General features: G+C 72.2%; 14 protein-coding genes. 10 read left to right on the top strand and 4 right to left on the bottom strand.

Translation table 11 applies throughout. The features are described from left to right. Positions 1-18 precede the first annotated feature (18 nt). From J2X63_RS03635 to J2X63_RS03615, 5 genes are all read left to right on the top strand, one after another. On the top strand, positions 19-642 hold the full coding sequence (locus tag J2X63_RS03635; RefSeq protein WP_309973994.1) for a glyoxalase: 624 nt from the start codon (positions 19-21) through the stop codon (positions 640-642). Continuing rightward, a complete protein-coding gene (locus tag J2X63_RS03630; protein WP_309973992.1) occupies positions 639-1,028 on the top strand; it encodes a hypothetical protein in 390 nt (129 codons plus the stop codon). The genes J2X63_RS03635 and J2X63_RS03630 overlap by 4 nt, the downstream gene beginning before the upstream one ends. A gap of 84 nt (positions 1,029-1,112) precedes the next feature. Beyond that, entirely contained in the window at positions 1,113-2,696 is a 1,584-nt protein-coding gene (locus J2X63_RS03625; protein WP_309973990.1) for a carboxylesterase/lipase family protein, read from the top strand. Between the two features lie 76 nt (positions 2,697-2,772). Then, positions 2,773-3,591, top strand: a complete 819-nt coding sequence (locus J2X63_RS03620) for a CPBP family intramembrane glutamic endopeptidase (RefSeq protein ID WP_309973988.1) — start codon at positions 2,773-2,775, stop codon at positions 3,589-3,591. A gap of 51 nt (positions 3,592-3,642) precedes the next feature. Continuing rightward, a complete protein-coding gene (locus J2X63_RS03615) occupies positions 3,643-4,113 on the top strand; it encodes a GNAT family N-acetyltransferase (RefSeq protein ID WP_309973986.1) in 471 nt (156 codons plus the stop codon). Between the two features lie 33 nt (positions 4,114-4,146). On the opposite strand, the gene J2X63_RS03610 is transcribed toward J2X63_RS03615, so the two are convergent. Then, positions 4,147-5,181 (bottom strand): GlxA family transcriptional regulator, encoded by a 1,035-nt coding sequence (locus J2X63_RS03610; RefSeq protein ID WP_309973983.1) that lies wholly within the window; start codon positions 5,179-5,181, stop codon positions 4,147-4,149. A 61-nt stretch (positions 5,182-5,242) separates the two neighbouring features. Between J2X63_RS03610 and J2X63_RS03605 the strand changes: the two genes are divergently transcribed. Then, a complete protein-coding gene (locus tag J2X63_RS03605; protein ID WP_309973982.1) occupies positions 5,243-5,821 on the top strand; it encodes a TetR/AcrR family transcriptional regulator in 579 nt (192 codons plus the stop codon). A 120-nt stretch (positions 5,822-5,941) separates the two neighbouring features. Continuing rightward, positions 5,942-6,763, top strand: a complete 822-nt coding sequence (locus J2X63_RS03600) for an alpha/beta hydrolase (RefSeq protein WP_309973980.1) — start codon at positions 5,942-5,944, stop codon at positions 6,761-6,763. A 62-nt stretch (positions 6,764-6,825) separates the two neighbouring features. Here J2X63_RS03600 and J2X63_RS03595 read toward each other — a convergent pair whose 3' ends face one another. The 3 genes from J2X63_RS03595 to J2X63_RS03585 form a co-directional block, all read right to left on the bottom strand. Next, positions 6,826-7,593 carry an alpha/beta hydrolase gene (locus J2X63_RS03595; RefSeq protein ID WP_309973978.1) on the bottom strand — a complete coding sequence of 256 codons (768 nt, stop codon included), beginning with the start codon at positions 7,591-7,593 and terminating at the stop codon, positions 6,826-6,828. Between the two features lie 160 nt (positions 7,594-7,753). Further along, positions 7,754-8,584: a hypothetical protein gene (locus J2X63_RS03590; RefSeq protein WP_309973976.1), complete on the bottom strand. Its 831-nt coding sequence runs from the start codon at positions 8,582-8,584 to the stop codon at positions 7,754-7,756. Between the two features lie 82 nt (positions 8,585-8,666). Beyond that, on the bottom strand, positions 8,667-10,109 hold the full coding sequence (locus J2X63_RS03585) for an MFS transporter (RefSeq protein WP_309973974.1): 1,443 nt from the start codon (positions 10,107-10,109) through the stop codon (positions 8,667-8,669). A 106-nt stretch (positions 10,110-10,215) separates the two neighbouring features. Between J2X63_RS03585 and J2X63_RS03580 the strand changes: the two genes are divergently transcribed. The 3 genes from J2X63_RS03580 (at position 10,216) to J2X63_RS03570 (ending at position 11,998) form a co-directional block, all read left to right on the top strand. Beyond that, a complete protein-coding gene (locus tag J2X63_RS03580; RefSeq protein WP_309973972.1) occupies positions 10,216-10,785 on the top strand; it encodes a TetR family transcriptional regulator in 570 nt (189 codons plus the stop codon). A 326-nt stretch (positions 10,786-11,111) separates the two neighbouring features. Then, complete coding sequence (locus J2X63_RS03575) at positions 11,112-11,279, top strand: hypothetical protein (protein ID WP_309973970.1); 168 nt, start codon at positions 11,112-11,114, stop codon at positions 11,277-11,279. 5 nt (positions 11,280-11,284) lie between these two features. Further along, positions 11,285-11,998: a CoA pyrophosphatase gene (locus tag J2X63_RS03570; protein ID WP_309973968.1), complete on the top strand. Its 714-nt coding sequence runs from the start codon at positions 11,285-11,287 to the stop codon at positions 11,996-11,998. Positions 11,999-12,165: the final 167 nt, after the last annotated feature.

The raw sequence follows: 12,165 nt of genomic DNA, 5'->3' as shown, positions 1-12,165 counted from the left end.
ATCCGTAGCGTGATGGTCATGAACAGCATCGACTTCATCACCCTCGAGGTGGCCGACATCGCGGCCGCCCAGCGCTTCTCCGACGCCGCCTTCGGGCTCGGCGACCGCATCCGGTTCCGGGCAACGGATGCCCCGACGACGGGCTTCCGCGGATACACCCTCTCCATCACCGTGGCGCAGCCCGCCGACGCCCTCAGCTTCTACGACTCGGCGATCGCGGCGGGCGCCACGGTGCTCAAGCCGGCCGCGAAGTCCATGTGGGGCTTCGGCGGAGTCGTCCAGGCGCCCGACGGGTCCATCTGGAACCTCGCGACCTCGTCGAAGAAGGACACCGGGCCCGCCACCCGCGACATCGAGTCCGTCGTGCTCCTGCTCGGCGTCGAGGACGTGGGCGCGAGCAGGAAGTTCTACACCGACCTCGGCCTGAAGGTGGGCAAGAGCTTCGGCTCCTACGTCGACTTCGACATGCCGAGGAGCCCGATCTCGCTGGGGCTCTACAAGCGCCGCGCGCTCGCCAAGTCCGCCGGGGTCGCGCCCGAAGGCAGTGGTTCGCATCGCATCGTCATCGGCGGCGGGAGCCGCGCCCTCACCGACCCCGACGGGTTCGCATGGGCGCCCGCCGAGGTGAGCGCCGACGCGTGACCCTCGTGGTCGACGTGGCCAACGTCATGGGCTCGCGCCCCGACGGCTGGTGGAAGGACCGCGCGGGCGCCGCCGCCCGGCTGCTCGCGCCGATGCCCGCGCTCGTCGGTCGAGCCGTCGCGGCGCCCGATGGCTCGGTGGTGGTGCTCGAGCGGATCGTGGCCGTCGTGGAGGGCCAGGCGAAGTCGGTCGCCGCCCCCGAGGGCATCGAGTTGGTGCGTGCGCCGTCTGACGGCGACAGCGCGATCGCGGCGACGGCAGATGAGTGGGATGCCGCGGGGGAGCGCGTGATCGTCGTGACGGCCGATCGTGGCCTGCGGGCGCGCCTGCCCGAGGCGGCCCTCGTCGCCGGGCCCGGCTGGCTGAACGACCTGCTCGGTCGCTGATCGCTCGCGGCACCGTCTTCGCGCACAGCAGTGGCGGCGCGGCCGCCGCAGGGCTTGAATGGCGTGGATGAGGTGCACGCGGGCATGACCGCACACCCCGGAACGGACGACCGGCTCGAGGTTCGCGTCACCGGGGGCGTCGTGCGCGGAGTCCGCGAGGGCGAGGTGCTCGCCTGGCGCGGCATCCCGTACGCGGCCCCACCGGTCGGCGAGCTGCGGTTCAGGGCGCCGGCCCCGGTGCATCCGTGGCCAGGGGTTCGCGACGCCTCGGACTACGGCGCCGTCGCCCCGCAGGCCCGGGTGACGCGGCGGCCGCGCGTGCTGCCCAACGCGGTCGTCGCCGATGAGGACTGCCTCACCGCGAACGTGCATGCGCCGGCGCGCGAACCCGGCGGACCGTTGCTGCCGGTGATGGTGTTCATCCATGGCGGCGGCTACAGCGCGGGCTCCTCGAGGGACTTCTCGGGCCAGGGCGAGGGGTTCGTGCGCAGCGGACGCGTCGTGTACGTGAGCTTCAACTACCGGCTCGGAGCGCTCGGCTACCTCGACTTCACCCGGTACGGCACTAAGGAACGGCCGTTCGATCGCAACCTGGGACTGCGCGACCAGGTCGCCCTGCTCGAGTGGGTGCGGCACAACATCGGCGCGTTCGGCGGGGACGCCGAGCGCGTCACGGTGTTCGGTGAGTCGGCGGGCGGGAACGCGGTCACCACGCTGATGACCACGCCGTCGGCGCGAGGACTCTTCGTCGGGGCGATCGCGCAGAGCCCGCCGCCCGACGCGGTCTATCCGCCGGAACTGACGGGGAGGTGGGCGGCGGAGTACGTCGCCATCCTGCGGGAGGTCGAGCGCGAGCGGGCGACGCGGAATCAGCCCGGCGCGCTCGACGTGGGTACGGCGACCGCGCAGCAGCTCCTGACGGAGTCGAACGCCGACGAACTCGTGGCCGCCTCGGTCGAACTCCAGGTGCGCACGCCCGATGTCTACGCCGGCGCGTTCTGCTTCGCTCCGGTGATCGACGGCGACATCGTGCCGGAGCGGCCGTTCGTCGCCTTCCGAGACGGGCGGGCGCACCGTGTGCCGCTCATCATCGGGACCAACGACCGCGAGGGATCGATCTTCCGCGGACGCGTCGACATCCTGCCGCGCACCCCGAAGCGCATCAGCGATGTCTTCGCGCGCGCTCCCGGGGCGGCGCGGCGGGCCATGCGCGACGCCTACCCCGAGCTCCCCGCCCGACGACCGGCTGCCGACTTCGGCGGCGACTACGGCTTCTGGTTCCCGAGCACCCGCATCGCCGATGCGTGCTCGCGTCACGGCCCGGTCTGGTCGTACCGGTGGGACTTCGCGCCACGCCTGCTCACGCTGGTCGGGCTCGACGCGACGCACGGGGTCGAGATGTTCGCGCTGTTCGACCGCACCGATGTCCCGCTCGCAAGAGTCATCACGTCGCTCGGCGGCAATGAGCAGTACGCCGCGGCGGGCGAACGGATGCGGCAGCACTGGCTGCACTTCGCCGAGACCGGTGCCCCCGGGCCGGGCTGGCCGCGCTACGAGGAGCTCGCGCGATCGACCCTCGTGATCGATGCATCCGATCGCGTCGAGTCGGACCCGCGCAGCGAGCGCCGACGGGCATGGACCGCGTTCGCGCCGTCACTGGCCGGCTGAGGCAGCCGAGCGCCACGCGGCATCTGCCAGACTCGGTGGAGCGTCGCGTGCGGGACGCTGACACGAGGGGGAGCACATGACGACCGAGCCCACAGCGGCCGCCACGATTCCGGGCGGCCGCATCCGCCCGCTGACCGAGAAGGACCGCTTCGGTCGGCTCATCGAGCGCCGCGATGGCCGGGACTTCCCCTTCTACAACGGCGAGCCCGTCGAGCTCTCGGTGGGCAAGTGGATCATCGTGTGGGTGTCGGTCGCGATCGGATTCCTCGCGCTCATCTTCATCCCCCAGCCGAACGACGTCGTGGCGATCCTGCCGCGGGCGCTGTTCGTCATCATCCCGCTCGCCGTGCTCGCCCTCGTGGCGGGCCGGCACTGGACCGCGATCTTCCGTCGGGTCCGGCTCGTCGACGTCGGCAACATGTTCTTCTTCGCCGCCCTCAACATCGCGCTCACGTTCATCATCGGCGCGCTCGTGGCGCTCGTGTTCCCGGTCGCGCCCAACACCGTCATCACGGATGCCGGTTCGGCCGGGGTCGCCGAGACGGTCGCCCTCTACGTGGGCAGCGGCATCCAGCTCATCGGCGAGGAGGTCTTCGTCGTCCTGCCATTCCTCGCACTGATGTACTTCCTCTTCGCCAAGGCGGGCGTCTCGCGCAAGACGGCGGTCGTCCTGGCGTGGATCATCTCTGCGCTGTGGTTCGGCGCCGCACACCTCCCCACCTACGACTGGAACTGGGCGCAGGCCTTCCTCATCATCGGCTCCGCGCGCATCGCCCTGACGCTCGCGTTCATCCGAACGAAGAACCTCTGGGTCTCTGCGGGCGCGCACATCATCAACGACTGGGTGTTCATCACCATCTCGGTCATCACCACCGCCGCCGTCGCGGCGAGCTGATCGAGGTCGCGACGAAACCACCTCGAAACGGGCGCCTGCGAGACTCATGAGGTGACCAGCACCATCGACATCCAGATCGGCGACCTCACCGACGAGCGCGTGATCCGCCTGCTCACCGACCACCTCGACGACATGTTCGCGACCTCGCCGGCCGAGAGCGTGCACGCCCTCGACGTGTCGGCGCTCGCGGCATCCGGCGTCACCTTCTGGACGATCGCCGACGGCGACGACGTGCTCGGCTGCGTCGCCCTCAAGGAACTCGACCCCGAGCACGGCGAGCTCAAGTCGATGCGAACGGATGCCGCGGCGCGCGGCCGTGGGCTCGGCGCCCGCCTGCTCGAGCACGTGCTCGCCGAGTCGCGGCGACGCGGATACCGCCGGGTGAGCCTCGAGACGGGGTCGCAGGACTTCTTCGCGCCCGCCCGCGCGCTGTACGCCAAGTACGGCTTCAGCGAGACCGGGCCGTTCGGCGACTACGCCCTCGACCCGCACAGCGTCTTCATGACGCTCGAGCTCCGGTAGCCGGCACCCGGGCGGCGCTGACGCCGAGGGAGCTCAGCCGGTCGGGCGAAGCGCGCGCACCGGGGCATCCGTCGCCGCCGACTCCTGGGCGGTGGTGCGGAACCGGCGCTGGTACTGCGACGGCGAGATGCCGAGGCGGGCGATGAACGCGCGGCGCAGGGCCTCGGCGCTCGGGAAGCCGGCGTCGAGCGCCGACTGCGCCACGGAGCATCCGCTCTCGAGCTGCGACCTGGCGAGGTCGAACCGCAGCCCGGCGACGTACTCGGCGGGGGAGGCGCCGAGCTCCTCGCGGAACAGCCGGCTGAGGTGCCGCACGCTCACGTTCGCGTGGCGGGCCAGCGCGGCCACCGTGTAGCTGCGCGCCGGGTCGGCGTCGATGAGGTCGGTGACCTGGCGAACGATGCTGTGCTGCGGGGCGCGCGCCCGCAGCGACGCCGAGAACTGCGACTGGCCGCCCGACCGCTGCAGGTACACGAGCAGCAACTGTGCGACCTGGCGCGCGACGTCGCTGCCATGGTCGTCCTCGACCATCGCGAGTGCCAGGTCGATGCCGGCCGCGACTCCTGCCGAGGTGGCGACGTCGCCGTCGCGCACGAAGATCGCGTCGGGCTGCACGTCGATGCGCGGATGCCGCCGGGCGAGGTCGTCGGCGAACTTCCAGTGCGTCGTGGCGCGGCGCCCGTCGAGCACGCCGAGCGCGGCGAGCACGAACGCCCCGCTGCAGACGGAGACGAGGCGCCGGCTGCGCGACGCGAGGTCGGCCGCGGCCGAGAGCAGCGGATCGCGCACGAAGACCGAGGGCGACTGCTCGCTGCCCGGCACGACGAGGGTGTCGAGGTCGCCCGCGTCGCGCGCCGAGGTGTGCACCGAGACGCGGCTCCCGAGCGAGGTGGTGACGTCGTCACCCGTCGGCGACAGGAGGAGGATCTCATAGTCGTCGACGGCCTGGTTCGCCTCGACGAAGACCTCGGCCGGCCCCACGTAGTCGAGCGCCTTCACGCCGTCGAAGAGGAGGAAGCCGATGCGGCGCCTGCGGCCGGACGGGACGATCGACACTGCGCGGGTCATGCACCCATCATTCTGGATTCTGCACTCCAATACCAGTCGACACGGCTTGTAAGCTGGTGGGATGGCCCGGCCACGAAGCTTCGACGACGACGCACTGCGCGCCGCGGCACTGCAGGCGTTCTGGTCGCACGGCTACGAACGCACCGCGATCGGCGACATCGCCGAGGCGAGCGGGGTCGGCAACGGCAGCATCTACGGTGCCTACGGCAGCAAGCTCGGCCTCTTCCTCGTCATCTTCGAGTCCTACTGCCGCTCTCGCATCGAGCTCGTGCGCACCGCCATGGCCACCGACGGATCGGCGGCCGACGCCGTGCGTGCGCTGTTCGACGCGATCATCGCCGACTGCGCCAACCAGCCCGGACGGCGCGGATGCCTCATGCTCAACAGCCTCGCCGAGTTCGGCGCACGCGAACCCCGCGTGCTCGAACTCTGCCAGCAGGCGACCACGGGCATGCAGGCCGCGATCGAGGAGCGCCTCGCCGCTGAGCGGGTCGCCGCCGACCGGGCGGAGCTCGAGCTGCTCGCCGCGCAGATCCTGCTCGTGACCCAGGGGCTCATCCAGGCGAGTCGGCTGCAGACGCCCGCGCCCGAGCTGCGCGCCGTCGCACGCGAGTACGAGGCGCTGCTGCCGGTCGCCTGAACGACCGGGCCGAACCTGTCCCGAATCGAGGGACGGGCGGCCGCTGCGGCGGGGCATCCGTCGCCCGATGGGCGCAGAGTGGAGAAGACCCATGTCCATCACCACGAACCGGGAGCGCGCATGCCCTTCTTCACCACGTCCGACGGCACCGACATCCACTACTCCGACTGGGGAACCGGCCAGCCCGTCATCCTCAGCCACGGGTGGCCGCTGAGCTCCGACGCCTGGGCGGTCGAGCAGAAGCTGCTCGCCGACCACGGCTATCGCGCCATCGCCCACGACCGCCGCGGCCACGGCCGCTCGTCGCGCCCGTGGCAGGGCAACGACATGGACACCTACGCCCGCGACCTCGCCGAACTCGTCGAGGCGCTCGACCTGCGCGACCTCGTGGTCATCGGGCATTCGACGGGCGGCGGCGAGGTCGTGCGCTACGCCGCACAGCACGGCGCCGGCCGGGTCGCGAAGGTCATCACCGCGGGCGCCGTGCCGCCCGTGATGGTGAAGTCCGACACCAACCCCGAGGGCACGCCCATCGAGGCGTTCGACGACATCCGCGCCAACGTGCTGAAGGACCGCTCGCAGTTCTTCCAGGACCTCTCCCTGCCGTTCTTCGGCTTCAACCGCGAGGGCGCCGCCGTGTCGCAGGGCGCCCGTGACGATTTCTGGCGCCAGGGCATGAACGCCGGCCTCACCGCCGCCTACGACTGCGTCAAGGCCTTCTCCGAGACCGACTTCACCGAGGACCTCAAGGCCCTCGACGTGCCGATCTTCATCGCCCACGGCAGCGACGACCAGATCGTCCCGATCGCCGCCGCAGCGCTGAAGACCGTCGAGCTCGTGAAGCACGGCACCCTCAAGGTCTACGAGGGCGCCCCCCACGGCATCTTCGGCGCCTACCAGGAGGAGCTCGACCGCGACATCCTGGAGTTCATCGCCGGCTGAGTCGGACGATGCGAACGCGGCCGCCTTCGGATGGAAGGCGGCCGCGTTCGTGTCTGCACGGGTCAGGAGGCGACGCGGTGCTCCGCCCCCGAGCTGGCGGCGGCGCCGGCCTCCCCGGCCAGCTCCGCGAGCGCGCCGGTGATCACGGCCACGACCTCGGCGGGGTTGGTCTGCATCACCAGGTGCGGCGCGTCGATCTCGACCACCGAGCGCAGCCCGGCGCGGGTGTAGCCGAAGCGCTCCACGTCGGGGTTGATCGTGTGGTCGGCGCTCGAGACGATGCCCCAGCCGGGCTTCGTCTTCCACGCGGCATCCGATGCGGGCTCACCGAAGGCGAAGGCTGCCAGCGGGCGCTGCGACACGGCGAGCACGCGGGCGGTCGCCTCGGGCACGCCCGCCGCGAAGACCGCGGGGAAGGCGTCGATGGCGACCGAGACATCCGTGCCGGGCTCGCCGCCCTCGACCGGGTAGGGCGTGTACACGAGGTTCGCGGCCAGGTCGGAGTCGGGGAAGCCGCCCTGCAGCTGACCCAGGCTCTCGCCCTCGTCGAGCGCGTAGCCCGACACGTAGACGAGACCGACGACGTTCTCGGCCACGCCGGCGACCGTGATCACCGCGCCGCCGTAGGAGTGGCCGGCGAGCAGCACCGGGCCGTCGATCTGCTCGACGAACGCGCGCACCGAGGCGGCGTCGGCCGACAGGCTGCGGTTGTACACCGGCGGCACGCGCACGGCGTGGCCCTGCTCGAGCAGCAGGGAGGTGACGGGCGCCCAGCTTGCGGCGTCCGCGAAGGCGCCGTGCACGAGCACGATCGTGGGACTGGTGGACATGGAACTCCTTCGAGACGACGGGACTCGACCGTCGACGGCCTGCCTGCCATCGCGTCGCGTTCCCGGTTGCGTCCAGCCTCGCTGCGCCGCACCGCACGCCGCCCTCCCGGAGCGGCCGGGTATCGCGCGGAATCGGACATCAGCCGCGGGCGCCGGTGGCTCAGTGCGGTGAGCGCAGCTGCTCCTCGGGCCGCAGCGCGGTCTCCGGCGAGCAGCCCAGTTCGCCCGGCAGCAGCAGCACCCTTGGCACGGAGAGCACCTGCACGCCCCCGGCGTCGCGCTTCACGAGCAGGCAGTCGTCGGCATCGCCCATCGCGAACCCGATGTCACCGTCGACCACGGCCGCGCGCGGCTCGAACGCCTGCTCGCGCTCGCCGGTCGGCTGGGGCATCCGCTCGGTCACCTCGGCGACGATCCGGTCGGCGGATGCCGCGGCCGGCGCGTTCGTGAGCACCTCCACGGCGAGCGCCTCGGCGCCGTCGGGCACGACGAACTCGGTTCGGGTGTCGACGGGCGGTGCGATGCGGTGCGCATCCGGTGGGCACGGGATGTCGCGGGCGACCGCCGCGTCGACGTCCCAGTCACCGAACTCCTCGGTCGCGACGCCCCAGAAGTCGAACTCCGACTCGAAGCAGGCCACGTAGGGCTCGTCGTACTCCGTCGGCTGCACCGTCGCCCGGAACTGCAACGCCCCGAACGGCTCGCCGTGCACGGCGCCGGGGTAGGGCTCGACCCCGACGAGCTCGACACCCCCGGAGTCGGCGGTCGCGGCATCCGCCCACCGTGCGTAGTCGTCGATCACGTCGGTGCCGTGCCGGTACAGCCCGCGTGACACGTCGGCCACCGCGGTGCGGGCCGCCGCGTGCGCCCCGGCGTCGGGCCGCAGCTGCGCGAGGGCGTTGCACCCGGTCAGGGCGAGCACTGCGGATGCCGCGAGGGCAGCGACGAGCGCGACGGGTCGGCACGATCGGCGTGATGCGGTAGGGCGCATCCTCCGAGCATGGCCGACGCGCGTCGCGCTCGCCACCGTGAGGCGTGGATCAGGCCGGCGTCGCGACGCCGCTCCGCAGCGATCAGGCCGCTTCGGCGGCCTCGACGAGCGGCGACTCCGCGATCGGGATGACCGCGGCGACGGGCCGCTCGGTGCGACCGGTGCGGCCACGCGCGAGGAACGGCGCCAAGCCGCCGAGGAACGCCAGCACCGCGCCGATCACGAACGCCGCCACGTAACCCGACTCGGTGGGCAGGCCGGCCGCGCCGAGCACCGCGCCGATCGCGGCCGCGAACACGGTGGTGCCGATGGCGCCGCCGATGGTGCGGATGTTCGCGTTCATGCCCGTGGCGATGCCGACCTGGTCGGCGCGCACGCTGCGCACGATGAGGTTGGGCGTCGACGAGGTGACGAGCCCGGTGCCGAGGCCGAGCACGGCCGCGGCGATCGCGAGCGCCACGACGCCGTCGTGGAACAGTGCGATCGAGAGCGACGCGGCCGCCGAGAGGAACGCGCCGAGGGTGAGCTGCGCGGCGAACGGCAGCACGCGGCTCAGCGGGCCGGCGACGAACCCGACCGAGGCCATGGTCACGAGCATGGGCAGCATGATGAGCCCGGCGGTGCTCGCATCGACGCCGAGGCCGTACCCGCTCGACGTCGGCGTCTCGGCGAGGCGGGGGAGCGTCGCCCAGATGCCGAACATGGCGGCGCCAGTGAGCAGGGCGGTGAGGTTGGTCGTCCACACGGCGGGCAGGCGCATCATCCGCATGTCGACGAGCGGGTTGCTCGAGCGCACCTCGACCATGACCCAGGCGGTGGCGAGCACGGCCGCGATCGTGAAGAGCCCGATCACGATGGGCGAACCCCAACCCCATTGGTTGCCCGCGCTGAGCGGGAGCAGCAGCGCGACGAGCCAGCTCGACAGCAGCACGGCGGCGCCGACGTTGATGCGGCCGGCCGTGCGGGTTGCGGCGCGCGACAGGCCGCGGACGCCGACGACGAGGCCGACGCCGGCGAGCACGAGCGGAAGGGCGAACAGGCCGCGCCAGCCGATCGCGGCGGAGATCGGACCGGCGATCACGGTGCCGAGGCCCGAGCCGACGGCCATGATCGCCGAGAGGGCGCCGATCGCCCCGGCGAGGCGGGCGGGCGTGAAGGCGTCGCGCACGAGCCCGAATCCGAGCGGGAACACGGCGCCGCCGAGGCCCTGCAGCACGCGGGCGAGCAGCATGACGGTGAGGTTCGGCGCGAACGCGGCGAGCACGGAGCCGACGGCGACGGCGCCGAGCGCGAGGAGGTACATGCGGCGACGGCCGACGAGGTCGCCGGCACGGCCGAGCAGCGGGGTGGCGACCGCCGCGGAGATGAGCCACGCGGTGAGCATCCAGGTCTGGCCGACTGCGTCGGCGCCGAGGTCCGTGCCGATCGTCGACAGCACGGGGATGATCAGGGACTGCAGGCTCGCGACCGCGGTGAAGCTCGTGGCCACCGCGATGAACGTGAGGCGAGTGGTGGAGGTTGGCATCAAGCACCCTTCGGGGCTGAGGAGTTATACTGGAGGGAACCTCCGATAGGAGGCCGCCTCCGGTTAGCTTAGCGGAGGCACCCTCCGGTTTGCAAGCAGGTGTTTCATGACGGATGCCACGCTCCGCGCGTTGCTCGACGAACGGCGCCCCACGCGCGCCGACGCGCGCCGCAACTTCGACGCCCTCGTCGAGTCGGCCAACCTGGCGTTCGCCGAGCACGGCGTCGACGCCTCGCTCGAGGACATCGCCCGCCGCGCGGGCGTCGGCATCGGCACGCTGTACCGCAACTTCCCGACGCGCGACGCGCTCGTCGAGGCGGTGTACCTCGACGAGGTCGCCGGCGTTGCCTCCTTCGCAGAGGAGCTCGAAGACCTGCCGCCGTTCGATGCGCTCGCCGCCTGGCTGCGGCGCTTCGCCGACTATGCGAGCCGCAAGAAGGTGCTCCTCGAGGGGCTCAACCGCGACTCAGAGCTGCTCGCGACCTGCCGTGAGGTCATGTACCAGTCGGGCGAGCCGCTGCTGCGGCGGGCCCAGTCGGCGGGCCTCGTGCGCGACGACATCGCGATCGACGACGCCGTGCGCCTCGTCGCCGGGGTCGCCGGGGTCGCGTTCCCCACGCCGGGCCAGCGTGAGCGCGTCGTCGACCTGGCGCTCGACGGGCTTCGCACGCGCTGACACCCGCGGGCGCGGGTGCGCCGTGGTGCTCGCGCGCCCCACTCCCGGCGCCCACCCACCCACGTGCTCGCGCCACCGCCCGCGCGCCACGCGCCACCTCGTTGCCTTCGGGCGCCCGCCCATTGCGGGGGAATCCCGTTGGCGTACGGGAATCCCCGGTGCGGTGGATTCCGCTGCGTGAACGGGATTCCAGCGCGAACCACGGGGATGCCGTGGGACCCCGTGACGCGGGCGGTGCGGGCTGGCAGGATGGCTGGGGTGCGGGCCCGAGACGGGCCGCTGCCGCGCTTGGACGCGCGACCGCACGCCGAGCGAAGGGTGGAGTCATGGACGACTTGAAGGGCACGGCGACCGAGCGGATCGCGCAGCTGCGAGCTGCCGGCGAGGTGACGGATGCCGCGTGGCTCGAACGCCAACTCGTGGCCGCGCTCGAGGCGTGGCAGGACACCGAGGACGACGTGCGCGAACTCCGCGAGGCGCGGGAGGACTACTGAGCACGATGGCCGGCGAGCCGCCGTCGGCCGCTGCAGCCGTTCCGGGCGGCGCCGCCCGCGCCGAGCTCGTCGCCCTCTGCGAACGCGGCCTCGAGTGGAACGCCGACATGCCGCAGGGCCTCTGGGATGTCTCGAGCCTGCGTCCTGCGGCGGTGCTGGTGCTGTTCGGGGTGCTCGACCACGTGCCCGCGCGCACCGACGGCCCCGTCGCCCGCGACCTCGACGTGCTGCTGCTGCGCCGCGCGGCGACCCTCGGCAGCCACGCAGGACAGATCGCGTTCCCGGGCGGGCGGCTCGAGGCATCCGATGACGGACCCGTCGCCGGCGCCCTGCGCGAGGCGGTCGAGGAGACCGGGCTCGACCCCGGGGGCATCGAACCGCTCGGCACGCTTCCCGAGATGGCGGTGCCGGTCAGTCGGCACATCGTCACGCCCGTGCCCGCGTGGTGGACGCATCCGAGCGAGGTGGTCGCGGTGGACCACGACGAGTCCGTCGACGTGTTCCGCATCCCGGTCGCCGACCTGCTCGAGCCCGCGAACCGCGCGATCACGGTGTACACCCTCGGCGACCACACCTACCGGTCCCCGGCCTTCACCGTGGGCGGCCGCATCGTGTGGGGCTTCACGGCGCTGGTGCTGTCGCGCATGTTCGACGAGCTCGGCTGGGCCGAGCCCTGGGACGCCGGGCGCATCGTCGAACGCGACGACCTCACGCGGTGATCCGCGCCGGCTGGCGGCCCGACCCTACCGAGTGCCGAGCAAGCCATCGGTGGCGACCGACGCGGAGCGACTCGCCCCGGCGAACCCTGAAACGTGCTTCGCTTCGCGATCCTTCGGTACTTCGGTACTTCGGCACCGCTGCCGCGAAGGAGAACGTCAATCGGTGC

Source organism: Agromyces sp. 3263 (assembly GCF_031456545.1).
GTDB lineage: Bacteria > Actinomycetota > Actinomycetes > Actinomycetales > Microbacteriaceae > Agromyces.
The sequence above is the reverse complement of the archived record's forward strand: the minus strand, read 5'-3'. Positions and strand labels throughout refer to the sequence as shown.